Below are 21,260 nucleotides of genomic sequence, written 5' to 3'. Positions count from 1 at the left end.
GTCGCAGCCCATCCTCGGTTTGTGCCATCACGGGGTGCGAAGTCTGCAGGTCGTCGCATTCCTGGCGCGCCAGGGCTATGAGCACGTGTACAACATCGCCGGCGGTATCGATGCCTGGGCCCACGAGGTCGACGCGTCCGTGCCGACCTATTGATAGAACAACCTTCAACGCAAGGAACGTTTCATGTCCGCTGTCTCCCTGTTTCGCCTGCCGCCGCTAACTGGTGTGGCCCTGGCCTGCGCCCTGACCCTGGGCGCCGTGCCCTTCGCCCACGCCGAAAACCTGCAAGAGGTCTACGACATCGCGCGCGGCTACGACGCGACCTACCTTGCCGCCCGCGCGGCGGTCGATTCGGTGCAGTACCGGGCGGCCCAGGCCCATGCGCTGAGGCGGCCCAACGTGTCGGCCACCGTGGGTGCCAGCCAGACCACCAACGAGACGACCGTCGAAGGAACGACCACTTCCGACCTCAAGACCAATGGCGCCTCGGGCAACATCCTCGCGACGCAATCGCTGTTCAACCGAGCCAACGACGCCACCATCTCGCAGGCCGACCTCAGCCTGGAGATCGCCAAGGCCGACCTGCAGACGGCCGACCAGGAACTGATCGTGCGCGTGGCCACCATCTACTTCGACGTGCTCGCCGCACAGGACGCCCTCACCACGGCGCAGGTGAGCAAGAAGGCGATCGCCGAGCAGTTGGCCGCCGCCAAGCGCAACTTCGAGGTCGGCACCGCCACCATCACCGACACGCGTGAGGCCGAGGCGCGCTACGACCTGTCGCGTGCGGTGGAGATCGGCGCCGAGAACGACCTGCTGACCAAGCGCATCGCCCTCGACCGGCTGATCGGCCGCGAGAACGTGACGCCCAAGCCGCTGGCCGTGCCGGTGGTGCTGCCGCCGGCCAGCCCGAACAACGTCGAGGAATGGGTGGCCGGGACCGACAACACACCCATCGTGCGCCGCGCCCAGATCGGCTACGACATCGCCCAGCTCGAGACCACCAAGGCCCGCGCCGGCCACCTGCCCACCGCGGGGCTGGCCGCGAGCTACGGGGTCGGGCGCTCCAACCCGGTGGGCTCGCAGATCAGCGGGATCTCGCCGCTGCCGCAGAACGTCGACTACTGGGGCAACAACAAGCAGTCGAGCATCGGCGTGCAGGTCAACATCCCCCTGTTCGCCGGCTTCGCCGTGCAGAACCGCGTGAAGGAAACGCTCTCTCTCGAAGACCAGGCGCGCAACAGCCTCGAATCGTCGCGCCGCCTGGTGGCCCAGGTGACGCGCCAGGCCTTCTTCCTGGTGCAGTCGCAAGAGGCCCAGGTCAAGGCGCTCGAAGCCGCCGAAGCCTCCAGCAAGGTGGCGCTCGAATCCACGCAGCTCGGCTACAAGGTCGGTGTGCGCGTGAACATCGACGTGCTCAATGCCCAGACCCAGCTCTACGCCACCCAGCGTGACCTCGCCAAGCAGCGCTACGACGTGCTGGTGAACGGCCTGAAGCTGCGCCAGGTGGCCGGCATCCTGGTGCCGGAAGACGTGAGCAAGGTCAACGCGCTGCTGGAGCGCTAAGCGCTCAGCAAGGGCGCGATGCGCTGCGCCATGCGCTCGGCCGCGCCGCGGTGCTGCGCGGCAAAGGCGACGGCGCGGCGCGCGTAGTCGTCGCGTTCGGCGTGGCCAGCGAGCGCGAGTGCACGCGACACGCCTTCGGCCATGTCGGCCACGCGCACCGAGGCGCCCGCCGCAAGAGAAAGCTGTGCCGCCTCGGCGAAGTTGAAGGTGTGCGGCCCCATGACCACCGGGCAGCCGCAGGCCGCGGCTTCGATCAGGTTCTGCCCGCCCAGCGGCGCGAAGCTGCCGCCGAGCAAGGCCACGTCGGCGCTCGCGTAGTAGAGCGGCATTTCGCCCATGCTGTCGCCAACCCACACGTCGGCCGAACGCGCCGCGGCATCGGGTTCATCGCCCCACTGGCTGCGCCGCGCGAGCGTGAGCCCGGCGGACTGGATCAGGCCCACGACTTCATCGAAGCGCTGCGGGTGGCGCGGCACGATCAACAGCAGCGGCCGCTCTGCTGCCGGCACGCCGGCCCAGGCCGCGAGCAGCATGGCCTCTTCACCTTCGCGCGTGACGGCGGCCATCACCACCGGCCGGCCCAACCGAGCCCGCCAGTCGCGGCCACGCGCCAGCAGGCGCTCGTCGGGCGCCATGTCGAACTTGAGGTTGCCGCAGACCACCACCTCGCGCACGCCCGAATCGCGCAGGCGTGCCGCGTCGTCTTCGGTCTGCGCCAGCACGAGCCTGAGCGACTCGGCGGCCGGCCGCATGACTGCGGCGAGGCGTTGGCCCTGGCGAAAGCTCTTGGCGCTGAGCCGTGCATTGGCCAGCACCATGGGCACACCCGTCGACTGCGCCCCGTGCAGCAGGTTGGGCCAGATCTCGGTCTCCATCAGCACGCCGACCGCGGGCTTGAACTGCTCGAAGAAGCGCTTCACCACGCCGGGCGTGTCGTAGGGCAACCAGGCCTGCGCGTCGCCTTCGCGCAGCAGCGCCTGGCCGGCTTCACGTCCGGTGGCGGTGCTGTGGGTGAGCAGCAGGCGCAGGCCGGGACGTTGACGGCGAAGTGCCTCGATCAGCGCGGTGGCCGCACGCGTCTCGCCAAGCGAGACGGCATGCACCCACAGCGCGCCGGCCTGCTGCTCGCCGCGGTAGTCCCCCAGGCGCTCGCCGATGGCATGTCGGTACAAGGGCTCGGCCCGGCCACGCCACCACAGGCGCAGCACGTAGGCCGGCTTGAGCAGGCGCAACAGGGTCGAATAGGCCTTGCGCGCCAGCCAACTCTTCACACTCGGCCTGCCCTTCTGACAACCTGCCAGGTGGCCCATACCAGGTCCACTTCAGGCGTCGGATCGCGCTCGATCGACACCTGGTGCCGGTGCCCGTGCGCGAGCTGCGGCCCGGTGCGCCATGCGGTGGGGAAGTTGTAGAGCTGCACGTGCGGCAGGTCGAGCGCCACAGCGATGTGGCTGAGGCCGCTGTCGACGCCGATCACGCCCTGCGTGGCGCCCATCTGGTCGACCAGCGCATCGAGCGACATCGCCGGCCAAACGATTGCGCGATCACCCAACGCCTGGGCCAGCCGCTGCGCACGCGCGAGCTCCTCGGTCCCGGCGTGCGGCAGCGCCACGGCGAAGCCCGAGGCGATCATGCGTTTGCCGAGGTCGACCCAGTTCTCCTCGGGCCACAGCTTGTCGTCACGCGAGGTGCCATGCACGAAGACGACCGTGGGTTGCGCCGAGCGAGCAGCTTGCGCCTGCAGGCCGAATCGCGGCGAGCCGTTCACGGTGTAGTTGAGCGCACGGGCCGCCAGCTCGCGCGAGCGGTCGACGGCGTGAATGTGAGGCTCGATGGGGATCGGCTGATCGACCAGCCAGCGCGCCGGGGCTTCATAGCCGGAACCTTCGGTGCGGTTGGCCAGGCCGAAGCTCGGGCCGTTGGCCAGGCGGGCGACGATGGCCGACTTGGTCAGTCCCTGCAGGTCGATCACCGCGTCGTAGCGCAGAACTTGCAGCCGGTTGCGGAAGCTGCGCCACTCGGCTCGCACGGCCGACGTCCACCAGCCCTTGCGCCAACGGCGCTGGGCGCATTCGATGGCTTCATCGATACCGCGCACGCGCCTGACCAGCGGCGCGAAGGCGGGCTCGACCACCCAGTCGATCTTGGCATTGGGGTACACGGACTGGATGTCGTGCACCACCGGCATGGCGTGCACCACATCGCCCAGCGAGGAGAGCTTGACGAGCAGAACGCGCACGGCCGGGTCAGCAGGCGATCAGTGTGCCGCTGCCGCCACGTGAGCGTCGGGCTTGGCCGCCTTCAACGCCGCCATCATGTCGCGCTCGATGCGGTGCAGCGCCTCGGGCGTGTGCCCCTCGAAACGCAACACCAGCACCGGCGTGGTGTTCGACGCGCGGATCAGGCCGAAGCCGTCGGCGTAGTCCACCCGCAGGCCGTCGATGGTGCCGACTTCGCCGCCCGGAAAGTCGGCGTTGTCCAGCAGCTTCTTCACCACCTGCTGCGGCTCGCCTTCGGCGCAGGGCACGTTCAATTCGGGCGTGTTGAAGCTCGTGGGCAGGTCGTTCAGCACCTGGCTCGGGTTCTTGCTGCGCGAGAGGATCTCCAGCAGGCGCGCCGCCGTGTAGGTGGCGTCATCGAAGCCGTACCAGCGCTCGGAGAAGAAGATGTGCCCGCTCATCTCGCCCGCGAGCGGCGCCTTGGTCTCCTTCAGCTTGGCCTTGACAAGCGAGTGCCCCGTCTTCCACATCAGCGGCTTGCCGCCATGCTCGCGGATCACGGGCGCCAGGCGCTGCGTGCACTTCACGTCGTAGATGATGGTCGCGCCGGGGTTGCGGTCGAGCACGTCGATGGCGAAGAGCATCAGCTGCCGGTCGGGGTAGATGATGTTGCCGTCCTTCGTGACCACGCCCAGGCGGTCGCCGTCGCCGTCGAAGGCGAGGCCGATCTCGGCGTCGGTGTTCTTCACCGTGCGGATCAGGTCGGCCAGGTTCTCGGGCTTGCTCGGGTCGGGGTGGTGGTTGGGGAAGTCGCCATCGACCTCGGAGTACAGCTCCGTCACCTCGCAACCGAGTGCGCGCAGGATGCCGGGCGCCGAGGCACCGGGAATGCCGTTGCCGGAGTCGACCACGATCTTCATCTTGCGCACCGGCTTGCAGTCGCTTGCGATGCGGTGCGTGTACTCGGCGAGGATGTCCATCTTGGCCGAGCGGCCCTTGCCGGTCACATAGTCTTCCTTCTCCATGCGCGTGCGCAGGGCCTGGATCTCGTCGCCGTAGATGGCGCGGCCGGCCAGCACCATCTTGAAGCCGTTGTAGTCCTTGGGGTTGTGGCTGCCGGTGACCTGGATGCCCGAGTTGCAACCATGCTTGCCGCGCGTGGCGGCCACGTAATAGAGCATGGGCGTGGTCACGGCGCCGAGGTCGACCACGTCGAGCCCGGTCGACACCAGGCCCTTGATCAGCGCGGCCACCAGGCCCGGGCCCGACAGGCGCCCATCGCGCCCCACCGCCACCGCCTTCTCGCCCGCCTTCACGGCGGCGCTGCCGAAGGCACGGCCCAGGTGTTCGGCAAACGCTTCGTCGATCGTCTTGCCGACGATGCCGCGGATGTCATAGGCCTTGAAGTTCGACGCGGTGACTTGCATGGGTGGGCTCTCCTGAATGTGGGCGGATTGTAGGCAGGGCAATTGACGGTCCCGGGCAGTCCCGGCCCGGGCTGGGACATGTCCGGAAACGGCGAGTTCAACCCCACCCGGCGCCCATAATCGGCTGCATGACACTCGACGCCGACGCCGCCTACCAGGTCTTCAAGGCCCGCGATGCCCGCTTTGACGGCCGGCTCTTCGTGGGCGTGACCAGCACCCGTGTCTACTGCCGCCCCGTGTGCCGTGTGCGCACACCCAAGCGAGAGAACTGCCGTTTCTTCAGCACGCCCGCCCAGGCCGAGGCAGAAGCCTTTCGCCCGTGCATGAAGTGCCGCCCCGAGGTCGCGCCCGGACCGGGCCTGGCATGGACCGTGATGGACGCCTCGCGCACCCTGGCACGCCAGGCCGCCCAATGGCTGGACAACCGGCTCGGCGACGAAGACGACCTTTCCATGACGACACTCGCCGAGCACCTGGGCGTGAGCGACCGCCACCTGCGCCGCATCTTCGCCACCGAGCACGGCGTGACACCGCTGCAGTACCTGCAGACGCGCCGCCTGCTGCTCGCCAAGCAGCTGCTGACCGACACGCGCCTTCCCGTCGCACAGGTCGCGTTGGCCAGCGGCTTTCGCAGCCTGCGCCGCTTCAACGCGGCTTTCGCCGAGAGCTACCGCATGAGCCCGAGCCGCCTGCGCGATGAAGTGGATGAGGATGCCGCCCCGGCCGACGACGCCATCAATGTGCGCCTGGGCTACCGCGCGCCGTACGACATGACGGCGATGCTGCGCTTCCTGGGCCAGCGCGCCATTCCCGAGGTCGAATGCGTCGATGGCCTGCGCATCCGCCGCAGCCTGCGCGCAGGCGCCGTGGCCACCCCCGCCGGCTGGCTGGAGGCCGAGTTCGTGCCCGAGACACCCACGCGTGCGCCCCACGTGCGCCTGCGCTTCGCCCCGGCCCTTGCACCGCACAGCGCTCGCGTGGTCGCGGCCGTGCGGCGCTGGCTCGACCTCGACGCCTCGCCCGAGGCCATCGACAGCACGCTCACCGATCTGCCCGGCGCGCCCGGCCTGCGTCTGCCCGGCTGCGTGGACGCCTTCGAGATGGTGGTGCGCGCCGTGCTGGGCCAGCAGGTCACGGTGGCCGCCGCACGCACGCTGTCGTGCCGCTTCGTCGAACGCTTCGGTGAAGCCATCGCCACGCCGTGGCCGGAGATCTCGCGCTGCTTCCCGGCTCCGGCGGTGATCGCCGCCACGCCGATCGAACACATCGCCGAGCTGGGCATCATCCGCGCGCGGGCCGGGGCCATCATCGCGCTGGCCCAGGCCTGGCCCGAGATCGCGGGCAAGCTGCACACGCAGCACGCGCCGGAGGCCTTGATCGACACGCTGCGCGCCCTGCCAGGCATCGGCCCGTGGACGGCGCACTACATCGCCATGCGCGCGCTCGGCTGGCCCGATGCCTTCCCGCCGAAGGACGTGGCCGTGCTCAACGCGATGAAGCCGCTCTTCAACGTCACCACGCAGCGCGAGGCCGATGCCCTCGTCGACCGCTGGCGCCCCTGGCGCGCCTACGCCGTCCTGCGCCTGTGGAACACCCTGGTTTGAAAGGACACGCACCATGACACCCAAGCACGCCATCACCGCGCAGGCCCGCACCACCTCTCCGCTCGGCACCCTGCTGCTCGCGCGCACCGAGGCCGGCCTGGCGGGCGCCTGGTTCGAAGCCCAGAAGTGGCACCCCGATGAACTGGACGCGCCCGAGCGGCCCGACGACCCCTTGCTGCAGCAAGCCGCCGCGCAGATCGCCGAATACTTCGCTGGCACGCGCACGCACTTCGACCTGCCGCTCGACCTGCAGGGCACGCCCTTCCAGCAATCGGTGTGGCGCGCGCTGTGCGGCATCGAGGCCGGGGCCACGCAGAGCTACGCCGCCGTGGCACGCAGCCTCGGTTCGCCGCAGGCCATGCGTGCAGTGGGCGCGGCGGTCGGCCGCAACCCGGTCAGCGTGATCGTGCCCTGCCACCGGGTGGTGGGCACCGACGGCAGCCTCACGGGTTACGCCGGCGGCCTGGAGCGCAAGCGCGCCCTGCTTGCACTGGAGGGCGCCCTGTGAAGCGAAGCGACCTGCTCGAACTCGTCTCGCTCGCCGCGCTGTGGGGCGCCTCCTTCCTCTTCATGCGGCTGGGTGCCGCCGAGTTCGGCCCGGTGGCCTTGTCCTTCGTGCGGGTGGCCGGGGCCGCGGCACTGCTGCTGCCGCTGCTCGCCTACCAGGGCCAGCTGGGGGCCCTGCGCCGGCATGCGCCGGCCATCTTCGTCGTCGGGCTGACCAACTCGGCCCTGCCCTTCATGTGCTTCAACTTCGCGGCGCTCACGCTCAATGCCGGGTTGTCGGCGGTGTTCAACGCCACCTCGCCGCTATGGGGCGCCGTGATCGCGTGGCTGTGGCTCAAGGACAAGCTCACCCCGGCACGCATCGCCGGGCTCGTGATCGGCTTTGCCGGCGTGCTGTGGCTGGTGTGGGACCAGGCCGCATTCAAGGCGGGCACCGGTGACCGCGCCTGGGCCGTGACGGCCTGCCTGGTCGCCACGCTGTTCTACGGCTTCTCGGCCAGCTTCACCAAGCGCTACCTGACGGGCGTGCCACCGATGGCCGTGGCCGCCGGCAGCCAGCTCTCGGCGCTGATCGCCCTGGCGCTGCCCGCCTGGTGGTGGTGGCCGCAGCAGGCGCCCACGGCCCACGCGTGGCTCTTCGCGCTGGTGCTGGCCGTGGCCTGCACAGGCTTGGCCTACCTGCTGTACTTCCGCCTCATCGCCCACGTGGGGCCGGCCAACGCCATCTCGGTCACCTTCCTGATCCCGGTGTTCGCGGTGGTGTGGGGCGGCGTGTTCCTCGGCGAGCGCGTGAACGCGGTCATGGCCCTCGGCTGCGCGGTGATCCTGCTCGGCACCAGCCTCGCCACCGGCGTGCTCAAGCCGACGCTCGCATTTGGTGCGAGCCGCAAGCCCTTGTAAATGTAGGCGCCGAAGACCGCTCGTTTCTGCCCTTCGCCAGAGGAACTGTTAGCCGACAGTTCAGGTTGACGTTTCCGTTCCGTCGCACCTGCTGGAGGCAGCCATGAACAAGCTCAGTATCAAGACCCGGTTGCTCGGGTTGGTGGCCGCACTGCTGGTGCTGCTCGTCATCTCGGCCGGCGCGAGCATCTACCGCCTGCGTGAAAGCAACGCCGTCCTGGCCTCGGTCTACAACGACCGCGTGGTGCCACTGCGCCAGCTGAAGGAAGTGGCCGACGGCTACTTCATCGGCGTGGTCGACACGGCGCACAAGTCACGTGACGGCGCGATGAAGCCGGAGCAAGGCATCAAGGCCCTCGCCGAGGCGCGCAGCAGCATCGACAAGAGTTGGAAGGCCTACCTGGCCACCGAACTGGTCGACGAGGAGAAGGCCCTGGTGGCCAAGGCCGAGCCCGCGATGAAGGCTGCCAACACCGCTGCCGACCACCTCGTCGAGCTGCTGAAGAAGAACGATGGCGAAGGCGTGCGCACCTTCACCGCCACCGAGATGTACCCCGCCGTCGACCCGGTGGCCGACGCCCTGAACCATCTCACGCTGGTGCAGCTGAACGTGGCCGAGGCCGACTACAAGCAGTCGCAGGCCAAGTACGAATCCGTGTTCTGGACCAACCTCATCGTCTCGGCGCTCGCGGTGGGCCTGGCCGGCACGCTGGCCTGGCTGCTGGTCGGTGCCATCGTGCGCGGCATCGCGCAGGCGGTGAAGGTGGCCGAGACCGTGGCCGCCGGCAACCTCGGCTCGCGCATCGAAGTGACCAGCCAGGACGAGACCGGCCAGCTGCTCGCCGCGCTCAAGCGCATGAACGAAAGCCTGGTGAACGTGGTCGGCCAGGTGCGCAACGCCTCCGACTCCATCGCCACGGGCTCGGCGCAGATCGCGACAGGCAACGCCGACCTGAGCCAACGAACCGAAGAGCAGGCCAGCAACCTGCAGCAGACGGCCGCGTCGATGGAAGAGATCACCGCGACCGTGAAGCAGAGCGCCGACACCGCGCGCCAGGCCACGCAACTGGCCGGCAGCGCCACCACTGCCGCCACCCAGGGCGGCGTGGTCGTGGGCGAAGTGATCAGCACCATGCAGGACATCAGCGCCAGCTCGGCCAAGATCGCCGACATCATCGGCGTGATCGACGGCATCGCCTTCCAGACCAACATCCTCGCGCTGAACGCGGCCGTCGAAGCGGCCCGCGCCGGCGAACAAGGCCGCGGCTTCGCGGTGGTGGCCGGCGAGGTGCGCACCCTGGCGCAGCGCAGCGCGCAGGCTGCAAAAGAGATCAAGAGCCTGATCGGCGAGAGCGTGGCCAAGGTGGACAACGGCTCGCGCCTGGTGCTCGATGCCGGCAAGACCATGGACGACATCGTCACGCACGTGAAGCGCGTCACCGACCTCATCGGCGAGATCAGCAGCGCCAGCACCGAGCAAAGCCAGGGCATCGGCCAGATTGGCGACGCGGTGGCGCAGCTCGATCAGGTGACGCAGCAAAACGCCGCGCTGGTGGAAGAAAGCGCGGCCGCCGCCGAAAGCCTCAAGCACCAGGCCGCGAGCCTGGCGCAGACGGTGGCCGTCTTCAAGCTGGCTTGACAGGCAACAACCGGCGCAGGTCGGCCATGAAGCGCTCGAAGTCGAGCGGCTTGGTCCAGTAGTCGAAGGCTCCGCTCTCGCGCGCCAGCGCCACCTCGTCGGGCATGGCGCTGGCCGACAGCGCCACCACGCGCAGGTCGCGCGTCTGAGGGTCGACGCGCAAGGCCTTCATCACCTCGGGCCCGTCCATGTCGGGCAGGCGCATGTCGAGCAGCACCAGATCGGGGTGCAGCGCGCGTGCCAGCTCGAGACCCTTCTCGCCCGTCTCGGCCTGCACCAGGCGAACGCCTTTCCAAGGCAGCAGCAGCTGCTCCACCAGCAGCAGGTTGATGGGGTTGTCCTCGATGTAGAGCACCACGCCCTGCGGCGCGTCTTGTCCCAGCTCGCCGGGTTGGGTGAATGCACGCGCATCCAGCTCACCGCGCTGCGACAAAGGCTCGCCCTGGGGCAGCGTCACCCGCACCGTGGTGCCGCGCCCGGCCTCGCTCTCGACCTCCAGGCTGCCCTGCATCAGGTGGACCAGCTGGCGCGTGAGCACCAGGCCGATGCCGGTGCCCTCGATGCTGCTGCTCTCGCGCCCCAGCCGGTTGAAGGGTTCGTACAGCTTGTCGAGCTGGGCGCGTGTCATGCCGATGCCGGTATCGGTGACAGCCACCACCGCACGCTTGTCGGCAACCCGCAGGCTCACGTGCACCGATCCGCCGGCCCGGTTGTACTTGACCGCGTTGCTCAGCACGTTGAGCATCACCTGGCGCAGCCGCAACGGATCGCCCTGCACCACGGCGGCGGGCGCCTGGCGGTAGGCCGCTTCCAGCCGCACGCCTGCAGTGTCGGCCTGCGCACGCACAAGGTCGAGCACTTCGTCGAGCAGGAGGCAGAGATCGACCCCGCGCGACTCCACCTGCAGGTGGCCCGATTCGATGCGCGAGACGTCCAGCACGTCGTTGATGAGTGCCAGCAGGTGCCAGCCGGCCTGGCGGATCGACTCCACGCGCGCACGCTGCCGCTCGGACAGCGGCTCGTGCGCATCGGTCTGCATGAGCTGCGAGAAGCCCAGCACCGCGTTCAGCGGCGTGCGCAGCTCGTGGCTCATGCGCGAGAGGAAGTCGGTCTTGGCGTGGCTGGAGGCCTGCGCATCGAGGCGTTCACGCTCGGCCTGTTCGCGGCGCTTGCGCTCGGTGATGTCGAGGCTCACGGTGAGCACGCAGGGCTCGCCCTGGTAGTCGATCAGCTCGGCGCTGATCAGCAGGTCGAGCAGTTCGCCGCGAGCCGACCGCAGGCGCGCCTCGAACTCACGCACGACCTGCTGGCTGTCCAGGGTGGCATAGAAGCGCTCGCGCTCGTCCCCTTCCAGCCCGATGCCCAGGTCGGCCATGGTGCGGCCGATCATCTCCTCGGGCAGTCGGCCGTAGCGCTGCGAGCTGGTGGCATTGGTCTCGATCACGCGGCCGCTCCGGCGCGAGATCATCAGGATCGACACCGGCATCAGGTTGAAGACGCGGCGCAGTCGTGCATAGCCGGCTTCGACCTGCTGCTCGGCGCGCACGCGGGCCGCCTCGCGGTCGATGTTGTCGAGCGCGAACGACAGATCACCGACCATCTCGTCGAGCAAGGCGATGCGGGCCTCGTCGAAGAAGCCAACCTGGTCGACAAACAGGTGCAGGCTGCCCACCACGGCCCCGCCGCGGCGCACAGGGAAGGCACCGACGGCGCGGATGTTCAGCACCCGGGCGCGGTCGTGCCAGAGGGCCGTGCGCTCGTCATTGAGGTAGTCGTTGGCAATGGTGCGCCGCCCTTCGCGCAGCGTCTCCATCGCCGTGCCTTTGGCCAGGGGGCCGGTCGTCTCCAGCTTCGTCGGTGCCACGGCCAGCACGTCGGCGGCCGGACCCGCCGAACCGGCCACCGTGATCGCCTCCCCGTCCAGCCGCAGCGCGAACGCGACGCGTGCCAGCTTCGTCTCCACGCAGATGCGGCAGATCTCCTCGAACATCGTCTTCGCGTCACTCACCCGCACGATCATCTGGTTGGTGCGCGACAAGGCCGCATAGCAATGGGCCTGGTGCACCGCCCTCGCCTCGCCTTCGCGCCGTTCGCGCGCGTAGCGCCCCCCCACCGCCACCGCCAGGCCCACCCCGAGCGTCAAGGCCAGGGCCACGAGCGCGATCAGGCCCCACAGGCCTGCGGCATAGGCACCCTGGCTGGCCCTGGCTTCGGTGTCGGCCTCCACGGCCTGGACCTCGTTCAGCCGCTCGAGCACCACGTCCAGCGGCTGCAGCACGGGGTACAGGTCGTTGGCGACGAAGCTGCGCATGCCCGGCACGTCGCCGCGGCGCAGCAGGTCGGCTGCCTTGTCATTCAGCACCTCGGCACGCGCGATCAGGGGTTCGGCCTCGGCGATCAGCGCCTTCTCCTGCGGCACAAGGTAGGTGGCCTTGTAGCGGGCCCACTGTTCGCGGGCGTCCTTGCGGGTGAACTCCAGTTCGGCCACGCCGGCAGCAGCGTCCTGGTGGCCGTCACGCACTTCGCGCACCACGCTCGGCATGGTCAGCAGGTAGGCGTTGGCCACGGCGCGCAACTGCAGCAGCGGAAGCACGCGGTCGGCATAGACCGTCTTCACCGACAGCGTCACGTTGCGCAGCTGGTAGAGCGCGAACCCGGCTGCGACGCCCATCAGTACCAGCAGCAGCGCAATCAGCAACGTGAGCCGTGCGCGGATGCTGAGGTCGTTCATGGCGGAGGGCTGGGAACGTGTGGCGTGGTCGCGAGAAGAGAGCGCCGGCAAGGCCTGCTGTTATAAGTCAGTTTCGCCTTCAACCGACCACGATGATCCGACTCGATACCTACTTCCAGCGCATCGGCTACGCGGGCCCGCGCGCCGCCACGCTCGAGGTGCTGCAAGACCTCTGCGCCCTTCACTGCGACCGCATCGCCTACGAGAACATCGACCCGCTCCTGGGAACCGGCCCCACCCTCGCGTTGGCGGCGCTGCAGACCAAGCTCATCGAGCAGGGGCGCGGCGGCTACTGCTACGAACACAACCTGCTGCTGAAAGACGTGCTGCTGCAGCTGGGCATGCAGGTCACCGCGCTGGCCGCCCGCGTGGTGTGGATGCAGCCCCCCGCCGCACCGCCGCGGGCGCGCAGCCACATGCTGCTGAAGGTGGAGGTGGCCGACCAGGACGGCGCCTACATCGCCGACGTGGGCTTCGGCGGCCACCGCGTCAACCTGCCGCTGCGCTTCACGCCCGACCTGCCGCAGCGCAGCTCGGATGGGCAGCTGCGCATCACGAACGAAGGCGACGAGTACACCGTCGAGAGCCTGCTGCCGGCCGGCTGGGCGCCGATGTACCGCTTCACGCTGCAGCCGCAGCTCGACATCGACTACGAGCCGCTCAACTGGTTCACAGGCACGCACCCTGGGTCCATCTTCTGCCACAACCTGCTGATGGAGCGGCTCACGCCTCAGCTGCGCACCGGCCTCTTCAACGACAGGCTGATCCGCCGCCGCCCGGGCGAGCCGCCGCAGGTGCGGCGCATCGCCTCGCAGGCCGACTTCGAGGCGGTGCTGATCGAGCAGTTCGAGCTGCACCTGCCGCAGGCGGTGCTCGGCCGTCTCTACGAGCGGGTGCCCAAGGGGTTGGATCAATTCGTGGTGCCCGCCGCCACATAGCCCCGTGCGCGCCGCCGCGTGCGCCGCAGCAACCACAGTGCGATGCACAGGTTGAGCGCGTTCCACGCCAGGCCGTTGATGAAGGCGGCGTGGTACGAGCCGGTGAGGTCGAACACCTTGCCCGACATCCACCCGCCCAGCGCCATGCCCAGCAGCGTGAACATCAGCACCGTGCCCACGCGCGCGCCCGCCTCGGCCGGCGGGAAGTGCTCGCGCACGATGATGGCGTACGAAGGCACGATCCCGCCCTGGAACAGCCCGAACAGGGCCGAGATCACATAGAGCGACACCAGCCCGTCGAAGGGGAGGAAGAGCAGCAGTGCCACGCCCTGCAGCACCGAGCCCAGCAGCAGGGTGCGCAGGCCGCCGATGCGGTCGCAGATGGCGCCCGAGACCAGCCGGCTCACGATGCCGCAGGCCAGCATCAGCGACAGCATCTCGGCCCCGCGTGCCGCGCCGTAGCCCAGGTCGCCGCAGTAGGCCACGATGTGCACCTGCGGCATCGACATCGCCACGCAGCAGGCCAGGCCGGCCACGCACAGCAGGGCCTGGGCACGGCCCATCGAGAGGCCGAAGGGCCGGTCGCTTGCCACCGCCTGTGTCGCGCCCCCGCCGGCCACCGCCCGCGGCGGGCGGGGCCGCATCACCAGGGCCAGCAAGGGCATGGTGACGACGCAGACCAGGCCGAGCCCGAGATAGGTGTGGCGCCAGCCCGCGACCTCGATGAAGTGCTGCACGATCGGTGGCCAGATGGCGCCGGCCAGGTAGTTGCCGCTGGCACAGATGGCCACCGCGATGCCGCGCCGCTTCACGAACCACAGCGAGGTGTCGGCCACCAGCGGCGCAAAAGTGGCCGAGCAGCCCAAGAGGCCGATCAGCACACCGTGCGCAGCCGAGAACCACCAGATGCTGGGCGCCGACGCCGCGGCCGCGAAGCCGGCGCCCAGGCACACCGCGCCGATCAGCACCGGCACCATCACGCCGAAGCGGTCGGCCAGGCGGCCCATCACGATGCCGCCCACACCGAAGCCGATCATCATGGCCGTGTAGGGCAGCGAGGCATCGGCCCGCGCCACGCCGAACTCGGCCTGCACCGAGGGCAGCACCACGGCCACCACGTACATGCCGGCACTGCCGATCGTCATGAGGGCGAGCGTGGCCCACAGTCGTGTCCAGGCGTAACGGGAATCGGGCAGATGGTCGGCCATGAAGTGACCGCAGCATGACGCTTTGCACACCCCGCCCGCTACGAGGGCAGCCTCCTATGTAACGCGCACCCGTTTGGTGATGTAATGGCTGGCCCCTGGTCGTCGCCGGTGAGGCGCCCCCGGGATACACATGCCTGTCGTAGCAGTCGTCAATCGCAAAGGTGGGAGCGGCAAGAGCACGCTGGCCACGCACCTCGCGGCCTATTGCGCCCACAACGGCATCCCCGTGATGCTGGGTGATGTCGACAAGCAGCAGTCCACCCAGGCCTGGCTCAAGCTGCGGGCCACCAAGTCCGTCCCCACCAAGGCCCCCATCGTCGGCTGGACGGTCGACCCGCGCAGCGTGCTGCGTGCGCCGGCCGGCGTGACCCACGTCGTGCTCGACACCCCCGGCGGCCTGCGCGGTTTCGACCTCGCCCGCGTGGTGATGTTTGCCGACGTGATCCTGATGCCAGTGTGCAACTCGGTCTTCGACCGCGAGTCCGCCGCCGACTGCTATGCCGAGCTGCAGACCCTGCCGCGCGTGGCCAGCGGCCGCTGCCAGGTGGCGGCCGTGGGCATGCGGCTCGACGCGCGCACCAAGGCCGACGAAGTCATCAAGGAATGGGCCGAGAAGCAGAAGTTGCCCTTCATCGGCGTGCTGCGCGAGACGCAGGGCTATGTGCGCTGCGTCGAGCAGGGGCTGACCCTCTTCGACATGCCGCCCGCCAAGGTCGAGACCGACCTCGCGCAGTGGCAACCCATCCTGCGCTGGCTCGACCCGGTGCTGCGCCGCCCGGCCGCGCCCATCGAACCCGTCAAGGCGGCGCCCGCCGTGGCCACGCCCGCACCCAACGGCTCACGGGCGGACAGCCTCAAGCCCGCCCAGGCCTCGTTGCTGGTGTACGGCAAGGCGGCTCCGCCCAAGCCACGCCCCGTGGCCCCCGCAGTACCCAAGCCCGTGCCGAAGAACCCCAGCGTCGCCACGCGCGTGGGCAACCTGCTTCAGTCGCTGGGCGTCGGGCGCTTGCTGCAGCGCTGACGAACGCCCAAACGTCCGCATGCCCGCGTCGTTCGCGCGCGGTCTCAGAGTTCGAGCTTGGTGAACTTCGTTCCGTCGAGGCTGAGATTGGCCATCAGGCCCGCGTTAGTGAGCACGTAGCCGACGATGGGCTGCTGCACGGTCTTGGTCGTAGCCTGCGCATCGGCACCGACGTTCACCAAGGCCACGGAGGCGTCGGCACCAGCTGTCCAGCCCTTGCTCGCTTCGAACTTGGCCAGCGCCTCCTGCGTCATGAACAGCAGGTACACCGCCTTCGACTGCGCGCCGGCCAGCAAGCCGACCGAACCCGCAGCCGTGCTGTAGTAGCCCGTGGTGGAGCCGCCCTTGCGCAGCGCGCCTTCGCCATAGCTGCCACCCACCACGAAGCCGGCGGACACCACCTTCGGGAACACGAGCACGCCGCGGGAACTGGCGACGAGTTCGCGCGAGCCCTTGGCCTGGGCATAGAGGTCACTCAGCGCCCGGTCGACCGAGGCGTTGATGTCCGCGCGCTTGGCCGCGGCGTCGGACGGGGCGGAACTGGTGGTGGAGCAGCCGGCGAAGACGGAAGAGCCGGCAGCGAGCAAGAGGGTGCGACGGTACATGCGGTTCTCCTTCTGGTGGCAGGGCCTGAGTTGGGGAACCCGGAAGCTACTCCCGAACCGCCAAGGCGGCAAGGGCCGAGGGCAGCCTAGACGCTCCCCGATCCTGGCAGCGCCCGGCCCGTCTCCAGCAGGGTCTTGAGGTTGGACAGCACCTTGGGCCAGCCACCCGAGATGCCCGTGAGCATCTTGGCGTCCAGATCCGTGTGGGTCACGGTCACGCGCACGACGCCGGGGCCGTTGGGCTCGATGTCGATGGCCACGCGCGAGTGCCTGGATGCGTCGCTCTCTTCAGACGGGCGCGCCCAGGTGTAGACCAGGCGGTGCGGCGGCGCGCTCTCGACCACCTTGCCGACAATGTCGACGCGCCCGGCCGTGGCCACGCTCTGGTGCTCCCAGCGCGAACCGGGTCTCCAGTCGCTCACGTTGGTGTGGCCACCGCAGTCCTCGTGCGGCGCATACCAGTACTGGCGCATCACCGCCGGGTCGGTGAAGGCCTGCCACACCTTCTCGGGCGTGGTGGCGATGTAGGTCACGTACACGAAGTCAGGCTTTGTCATCGTCGTCACTTCCTTCCAGTTGGGTCTTCAGGTCGTGCAGCGCACCGAGGCGCCCACGTTCGAACTTGGCGATCCAGCGTTCGTAGATCTCGTGCAGCGGCACGGGGTTGAGGTAGTGCAGCTTCTCGCGGCCCTGCCACACCACCGCCACGAGGTTGGCCTCTTCGAGCAGCTGCAGGTGCTGGGTCACGCCCTGGCGCGTCATGTCCATGCGCTCGCACAGGGCCGAGAGCGTCTGGCCGTTGTCGCGGTGCAGTTGGTCGAGCAGGCGCCGGCGAGTGGGGTCGCCGAGCGCCTTGAAGACCTTGTCGAGCTTGGTCGTCAATTCCAGTTGTCGATCTTCACGTCGTGCGGGTGCGGCCGGCCCTGGCCGGTTTCCACCAGCTGCTTGAGGCTCATGAGGAACATCGCCCACTTGGTGCTGCAGTGGTGCGTGAACTCGCTCGCCTCCTGCCAGCCCTGGTGCTTGAACAGCACGACGACGTACTCGCCGTCCTGCTGGAGCTCGTAGCCGATGCGTGTGCCGATCCACTCGGGCGCGGTGCCGCCGTCGACCTGCCACAGCACCTCGCGGTCGGGCTTGTGCGAGAGCACCTTCATCTCGAAGGCACCGAGCTCGACGCCGTCTTGCGTGAAGCGGAACGAGAGCGCCCCGTCGGGGCGGCTGTCGCCGGTGGTCTCGGTCGTCCACCAGCCGGCCACGCCTTCGCGCGTGGCCAGGGCCTTGTAGACCTCGTTGATCGGCGCCTTGATGCCGACCTTGTGCAGGATGTCCACCATGATCTTTCTCCTGAGGAACAGAGCGGTTGAAACGAATGGGCTGCGTGCTGAGTCTCAATACGTGGCTTCATGATATGCAAGTATTTCCTTGCATGTCAAACCCCATGCCCCTTCTCACTGCTGGCCTATGCTCCATCTGCCATGAATGAACTCGAACTCAAGTTCCGCCTCGACGACGCGGCCTCGCTGCGCTGGCAGCAGATGTTCGAGGCCCAGGGCGCGCGCCGCCAGCGCTTGCGCGCACGCTACTTCGACACCGAAGACAGCCGCCTCGCAGCCGCCGGTGTGGCCCTGCGGCTGCGGCTGGAAGGCCGCCGCTGGGTGCAGACCTTGAAGGCCACCGGCGAGAGCACCGTGCACCGCCTGGAGCACGAAGTGGCCGTGCAGGCCGCCCCCGGCGACACCCCGGCACTCGACCTGGCACGCCATGCCGGCACACCCGCCCTGGCACGCCTGCAGCAGGCACTGGGCGATGCCGCGCCGCAGGCCTTGATCGAACGCTTTGCCACCGACGTGTGGCGCGCCTCCCTCGTGATCGAAGGCGCCGACGGCTCGCGCATCGAAGCCGCACTCGACCTCGGCCATGTGCACGCGGGCGGGCGGCAAGCGCCGATCGCCGAGCTGGAGTTGGAGCACCTGGCCGGCCCGCTCGCCACGCTGTTCGACCGCGCGCACGACGCGCTGGGCGCAGGCGGCCTGTGGCTGAGCAGCATCTCCAAGGCGGAACAAGGCGAACGCCTGCGCCGAGGCAGCCCCTCGCCCGCCTTGGAGGCCCAGGCCGTCACCTGGCCCAAGCAGGCAAGCGGCGCCGTGATGCTGCGCGCCCTGCTGCTCAACACCCTGGCCCAGGTGCTGCCCAACCTCAGCGTGACGGCCGAGGGCCAGGCCGATGCCGAGCACATCCACCAGGCCCGCGTGGGCCTGCGCCGCCTGCGCACGCTGTTGCGCGAGCTGGCCACGGCCAGCCCCGGCTTCGACACGCGCTGGGATGCCACGCTGGGCGAGGCCTTCTCGGCCCTGGGCGAACGGCGCGACCACGAGGCAGTGGCCGCCGCGGTGCGCCCTTTGCTCGAAACCGCAGGTGCCCCCAAGACCACGTGGACGCTGCCACCCACCGCCGACACGACCGCCGCCGCACGCGCCCCGGCGCTGCAGCAGGTGCTGCTGCAACTGTTGGCCCTTGCGCATGCGGACGACAGCGCCGTCAGCGCGCTCTCGGCCAAGGCCTTGACTGCCCTGTTCGCCAAACGGCTGAGCCGCCTGCACCGCCAGGTGCGGCGCGATGGGCGTGCGTTCGACTCGCTGCCGCTCGCCCGGCAGCACCGTGTGCGCAGGCGGCTCAAGCGCCTGCGCTATCTGAGCGAGTTCGCGCAGCCGCTGTGGCGCGGCGACAAGGCAGGCGCGTATGCCGAGGCGCTCAAGCCGATGCAGGATGCGCTGGGCCAGCACACCGACTGCGCCGTGGCGGCTGAGCACTTCCGGCATGACGCGCTCACCGACCCGGCTGCGCAGTTTGCCGCCGGCTTCCTGCTGGCGCACCTGGAGACCACCGCACGCAACGCGCACCTAGCCTTGCGCCGCATGCGCAAGCTCAAGCCGTTCTGGGACGACTGAAGGACAACTGAGCATGGGGGTGGCGGAGGGGAATGGGAGTCGAACCCACCCGGCGACGCGTGGCGCCACCCACCGGGTTTGAAGCCCGGCCGTCCCACCGGGGACGCTTCCCCTCCGTGTGTCGCTAACTCATCGGCTGCGTGAACAAGGCGGTGTCGCTGCGCAACTTGTGGGCCTCGCCCACACGGCGCAGCAAGCCGATGCGGTCGAAGTATTCAAGGATCTGGATGGCGCGCTTGCGGCCGAGGCCGGTCGCGTCGCGGAACCGCGCCGCCGTCACCTCGCCCCCGCCGCTCGCGGCGACGTCACGCACCTGCGCGGCCAGTCGCTGCATCGTGGCCGGGTCGTAGTACAGGTCTTTCACCACTTGGTGCAGCTCGCCGCACTGCGCCAAGCGCGCAAGCGTGGTGCGCACCAGCACTTCGCCCTCCTGCGTGTCTCGCGCCAGGTCGCGCACCCAGCCGCCTTCGAAGCCGGCGCCGGTGAGCAGCGGCGCCACCTTCTGCGCGATGCGCTCGTCGGCGGCCGACAGGCGCAGGCCGTGTTCTGGCAGGTGCACGAACGCGCCACGCACGAGCACCGCCCCCTCGGCCTGCAGGCCGGCCAGCAACTCGATCCACAGGGGCAGCGGCAGGCGTGGGGCGGCCAGGCGGCGCAGGCGGGCGCTGTCGGGGCCCAGCAGCTCGGGGTCTCGCGCATGGAAGGCACGCAACGTGGCGAGCGCGGCCTCGCGCACCGCCGCTTGTTGCGAGGGCCCCAGGTGCCAATCGGTGGTGCGCGTGGGCTCGTCGTCTAGCAGCCCTTCGGCCAGCGCCCAGCGGTGGCGCGACAGGCCGTGCGGCGCCGCATCGAGCAGGCCCCACCAACGCTGTGCCCCGGTCGGCAGCGACCAGGCGGCCAGCTCGGCCAGCCGTTGCGGCGTGCGCCGGTAGCGCACGGGTGCGAACGGGTCGAGCACGGTGCCGCCCGCGAGCGTTCGGCTCGCCGAGTTGTCGCGCAACACGATGCGGTCACCCCGCCAGGCCCCCACGGGCGTGCGCAGCACGATCTGCACGAAGGCCTCTTCACCCGGCGGCAGGCTGTCGGCGCCGCTGCTCAGCACGGCCACCGTGCCCATCACGTCGGCGGCACCCAGGTGCACGTGCACCGGCGCGCCCGAGCGCAGCGGCTTGGCCTCGCCATGCCACAAGGTGAGCCGCGCATCGAGCCGGTCGGTCGCCACGGCGCGGCCTGCAGTGACCAGCCACTGGCCGCGAGCCACCTCGTGCCTGTCCACGCCAGCGAGCGCCACGGCACAGCGCTGGCCGGCATGGGCCGTTGCGGCAAGGCGATTCTGCGTGTGCAGGCTGCGCACGCGCGCACGGCGCGGCGTGGCCGAGGGGCACAGTTCCAGTTCGTCACCCACCGCCACCTGGCCCGCATGCACCGTGCCCGTGACCACGGTGCCCACACCGGCCAGCGTGAAGGCGCGGTCAACCGCCAGGCGAAAGGCCTCGCCCGCCGCGCCGCGCGCTGCGGTGTGTCGTGCAGCGTCGAACAGCCGTTCGCGCAAGGCCGCGAGCCCGTCGCCGGTGTGGGCCGACACCGGCAGCACGGGCGCTCCGGCGAGCGGGCTCCGGGCCAGAAGGGCCGTGACCTCGTCCTGCACCTGGGCGAGCCGGCCTGCATCCACGCGGTCGCACTTGGTGATGGCCACCGCACCGCGCACGAGGCCCAGCAGCGAGAGCACGGCCAGGTGCTCGCGCGTCTGCGGCATCACGCCGTCGTCGGCGGCCACCAGCAGCAGCGCGAAGTCGATGCCGGTTGCGCCGGCGAGCATGGTGTGCACCAGGCGCTCGTGGCCGGGCACATCAATGAAGCCGATGCGTTCGACATCAGCCGGCCGCCGGGCCGCCCCAAGGCCGGCGCTCCCCCCCGGGGGGGCGACACCGGAGGTGTCTTGG

At 69.6% G+C, this 21,260-nt stretch carries 19 protein-coding genes and 1 tRNA gene; 9 read left to right on the top strand and 11 right to left on the bottom strand.

The genetic code is table 11. The features are described 5' to 3' along the window. Positions 1–10 precede the first annotated feature (10 nt). Together VFL64_RS16285 and VFL64_RS16280 are read left to right on the top strand one after the other, a co-directional pair. Complete coding sequence (locus VFL64_RS16285; RefSeq protein WP_489541427.1) at positions 11–154, top strand: rhodanese-like domain-containing protein; 144 nt, start codon at positions 11–13, stop codon at positions 152–154. Positions 155–184: 30 nt separating this feature from the next. After that, the gene (locus VFL64_RS16280; protein WP_489541426.1) at positions 185–1,567 is read left to right on the top strand and encodes a TolC family outer membrane protein; all 1,383 of its coding nucleotides are present in this window, start codon (positions 185–187) and stop codon (positions 1,565–1,567) included. Here VFL64_RS16280 and waaA read toward each other — a convergent pair. The 3 genes from waaA to VFL64_RS16265 are packed head-to-tail and all read right to left on the bottom strand — an operon-like array spanning position 1,564 to position 5,213. After that, a complete protein-coding gene (gene waaA, locus VFL64_RS16275) occupies positions 1,564–2,877 on the bottom strand; it encodes a lipid IV(A) 3-deoxy-D-manno-octulosonic acid transferase (RefSeq protein WP_489541425.1) in 1,314 nt (437 codons plus the stop codon). The two genes, VFL64_RS16280 and waaA, sit on opposite strands and share 4 nt — an antisense overlap. After that, the gene (gene waaC / locus VFL64_RS16270) at positions 2,835–3,806 is read right to left on the bottom strand and encodes a lipopolysaccharide heptosyltransferase I (RefSeq protein ID WP_489541424.1); all 972 of its coding nucleotides are present in this window, start codon (positions 3,804–3,806) and stop codon (positions 2,835–2,837) included. Before waaC ends, waaA begins: the two co-directional genes overlap by 43 nt. Positions 3,807–3,824: 18 nt before the next feature. Next, positions 3,825–5,213, bottom strand: a complete 1,389-nt coding sequence (locus VFL64_RS16265; protein ID WP_489541423.1) for a phosphomannomutase/phosphoglucomutase — start codon at positions 5,211–5,213, stop codon at positions 3,825–3,827. A gap of 128 nt (positions 5,214–5,341) precedes the next feature. On the opposite strand from VFL64_RS16265, the gene VFL64_RS16260 reads away from it, so the two are divergent. The 4 genes from VFL64_RS16260 to VFL64_RS16245 all read left to right on the top strand — a co-directional run bounded on the left by VFL64_RS16260 (position 5,342) and on the right by VFL64_RS16245 (position 9,863). Further along, entirely contained in the window at positions 5,342–6,817 is a 1,476-nt protein-coding gene (locus tag VFL64_RS16260) for a DNA-3-methyladenine glycosylase 2 family protein (RefSeq protein ID WP_489541422.1), read from the top strand. Between the two features lie 13 nt (positions 6,818–6,830). Beyond that, a complete protein-coding gene (locus tag VFL64_RS16255) occupies positions 6,831–7,325 on the top strand; it encodes a methylated-DNA--[protein]-cysteine S-methyltransferase (protein WP_489541421.1) in 495 nt (164 codons plus the stop codon). After that, positions 7,322–8,224, top strand: a complete 903-nt coding sequence (locus VFL64_RS16250; protein ID WP_489541420.1) for a DMT family transporter — start codon at positions 7,322–7,324, stop codon at positions 8,222–8,224. The genes VFL64_RS16255 and VFL64_RS16250 overlap by 4 nt, the downstream gene beginning before the upstream one ends. A 103-nt stretch (positions 8,225–8,327) precedes the next feature. Beyond that, positions 8,328–9,863, top strand: coding sequence for a methyl-accepting chemotaxis protein (locus VFL64_RS16245; RefSeq protein ID WP_489541419.1), 1,536 nt, complete (start codon positions 8,328–8,330; stop codon positions 9,861–9,863). Here VFL64_RS16245 and VFL64_RS16240 read toward each other — a convergent pair. Beyond that, positions 9,850–12,594 carry an ATP-binding protein gene (locus VFL64_RS16240; RefSeq protein ID WP_489541418.1) on the bottom strand — a complete coding sequence of 915 codons (2,745 nt, stop codon included), beginning with the start codon at positions 12,592–12,594 and terminating at the stop codon, positions 9,850–9,852. The genes VFL64_RS16245 and VFL64_RS16240 overlap by 14 nt on opposite strands. Positions 12,595–12,686: 92 nt before the next feature. Here VFL64_RS16240 and VFL64_RS16235 point away from each other — a divergent pair, with 92 nt between their 5' ends. Next, on the top strand, positions 12,687–13,532 hold the full coding sequence (locus tag VFL64_RS16235) for an arylamine N-acetyltransferase family protein (protein WP_489541417.1): 846 nt from the start codon (positions 12,687–12,689) through the stop codon (positions 13,530–13,532). Here VFL64_RS16235 and VFL64_RS16230 read toward each other — a convergent pair. Beyond that, complete coding sequence (locus VFL64_RS16230; protein WP_489541416.1) at positions 13,505–14,740, bottom strand: MFS transporter; 1,236 nt, start codon at positions 14,738–14,740, stop codon at positions 13,505–13,507. The two genes, VFL64_RS16235 and VFL64_RS16230, sit on opposite strands and share 28 nt — an antisense overlap. A 130-nt stretch (positions 14,741–14,870) precedes the next feature. On the opposite strand from VFL64_RS16230, the gene VFL64_RS16225 reads away from it, so the two are divergent. After that, positions 14,871–15,761: a nucleotide-binding protein gene (locus tag VFL64_RS16225; RefSeq protein ID WP_489541415.1), complete on the top strand. Its 891-nt coding sequence runs from the start codon at positions 14,871–14,873 to the stop codon at positions 15,759–15,761. A gap of 44 nt (positions 15,762–15,805) precedes the next feature. Here the strand turns inward: VFL64_RS16225 and VFL64_RS16220 are convergent, their stop codons facing one another. The 4 genes from VFL64_RS16220 to VFL64_RS16205 all read right to left on the bottom strand — a co-directional run bounded on the left by VFL64_RS16220 (position 15,806) and on the right by VFL64_RS16205 (position 17,703). Further along, positions 15,806–16,366, bottom strand: a complete 561-nt coding sequence (locus VFL64_RS16220; RefSeq protein ID WP_489541414.1) for a BPSL1445 family SYLF domain-containing lipoprotein — start codon at positions 16,364–16,366, stop codon at positions 15,806–15,808. An 86-nt stretch (positions 16,367–16,452) separates the two neighbouring features. Further along, positions 16,453–16,923 (bottom strand): SRPBCC family protein, encoded by a 471-nt coding sequence (locus tag VFL64_RS16215; protein ID WP_489541413.1) that lies wholly within the window; start codon positions 16,921–16,923, stop codon positions 16,453–16,455. Then, complete coding sequence (locus VFL64_RS16210; RefSeq protein WP_489541412.1) at positions 16,910–17,248, bottom strand: ArsR/SmtB family transcription factor; 339 nt, start codon at positions 17,246–17,248, stop codon at positions 16,910–16,912. Before VFL64_RS16210 ends, VFL64_RS16215 begins: the two co-directional genes overlap by 14 nt. Then, on the bottom strand, positions 17,245–17,703 hold the full coding sequence (locus VFL64_RS16205) for an SRPBCC family protein (protein ID WP_489541411.1): 459 nt from the start codon (positions 17,701–17,703) through the stop codon (positions 17,245–17,247). The genes VFL64_RS16210 and VFL64_RS16205 overlap by 4 nt, the downstream gene beginning before the upstream one ends. A 141-nt stretch (positions 17,704–17,844) precedes the next feature. Between VFL64_RS16205 and VFL64_RS16200 the strand changes: the two genes are divergently transcribed. Next, positions 17,845–19,317, top strand: a complete 1,473-nt coding sequence (locus VFL64_RS16200) for a CYTH and CHAD domain-containing protein (RefSeq protein WP_489541410.1) — start codon at positions 17,845–17,847, stop codon at positions 19,315–19,317. Between the two features lie 20 nt (positions 19,318–19,337). Here the strand turns inward: VFL64_RS16200 and VFL64_RS16195 are convergent. Together VFL64_RS16195 and selB are read right to left on the bottom strand one after the other, a co-directional pair. After that, positions 19,338–19,433 (bottom strand) — tRNA-Sec (locus tag VFL64_RS16195). Between the two features lie 8 nt (positions 19,434–19,441). Further along, a partial coding sequence (selB, locus tag VFL64_RS16190) for a selenocysteine-specific translation elongation factor (protein ID WP_489541409.1) occupies positions 19,442–21,260 on the bottom strand: 1,819 nt, incomplete at its 5' end.

Origin of the sequence: Rhizobacter sp., from assembly GCF_035702065.1 — a bacterium.
Taxonomy (GTDB): domain Bacteria; phylum Pseudomonadota; class Gammaproteobacteria; order Burkholderiales; family Burkholderiaceae_C; genus Rhizobacter.
This window is presented reverse-complemented; position numbering and strand designations above follow the sequence as displayed.

Bases quoted from the DNA above. Each gene is read 5' to 3' on its own strand.
- VFL64_RS16245 (WP_489541419.1), top strand. From the start codon at position 8,328: ATGAACAAGCTCAGTATCAAGACCCGGTTGCTCGGGTTGGTGGCCGCA.
- VFL64_RS16215 (WP_489541413.1), bottom strand. From the start codon at position 16,923: ATGACAAAGCCTGACTTCGTGTACGTGACCTACATCGCCACCACGCCC.
- VFL64_RS16225 (WP_489541415.1), top strand. From the start codon at position 14,871: ATGCCTGTCGTAGCAGTCGTCAATCGCAAAGGTGGGAGCGGCAAGAGC.
- VFL64_RS16260 (WP_489541422.1), top strand. From the start codon at position 5,342: ATGACACTCGACGCCGACGCCGCCTACCAGGTCTTCAAGGCCCGCGAT.
- VFL64_RS16235 (WP_489541417.1), top strand. From the start codon at position 12,687: ATGATCCGACTCGATACCTACTTCCAGCGCATCGGCTACGCGGGCCCG.
- VFL64_RS16280 (WP_489541426.1), top strand. From the start codon at position 185: ATGTCCGCTGTCTCCCTGTTTCGCCTGCCGCCGCTAACTGGTGTGGCC.
- VFL64_RS16220 (WP_489541414.1), bottom strand. From the start codon at position 16,366: ATGTACCGTCGCACCCTCTTGCTCGCTGCCGGCTCTTCCGTCTTCGCC.
- VFL64_RS16200 (WP_489541410.1), top strand. From the start codon at position 17,845: ATGAATGAACTCGAACTCAAGTTCCGCCTCGACGACGCGGCCTCGCTG.
- VFL64_RS16205 (WP_489541411.1), bottom strand. From the start codon at position 17,703: ATGGTGGACATCCTGCACAAGGTCGGCATCAAGGCGCCGATCAACGAG.
- VFL64_RS16230 (WP_489541416.1), bottom strand. From the start codon at position 14,740: ATGGCCGACCATCTGCCCGATTCCCGTTACGCCTGGACACGACTGTGG.
- VFL64_RS16255 (WP_489541421.1), top strand. From the start codon at position 6,831: ATGACACCCAAGCACGCCATCACCGCGCAGGCCCGCACCACCTCTCCG.
- waaA (WP_489541425.1), bottom strand. From the start codon at position 2,877: ATGGGCCACCTGGCAGGTTGTCAGAAGGGCAGGCCGAGTGTGAAGAGT.
- VFL64_RS16240 (WP_489541418.1), bottom strand. From the start codon at position 12,594: ATGAACGACCTCAGCATCCGCGCACGGCTCACGTTGCTGATTGCGCTG.
- VFL64_RS16265 (WP_489541423.1), bottom strand. From the start codon at position 5,213: ATGCAAGTCACCGCGTCGAACTTCAAGGCCTATGACATCCGCGGCATC.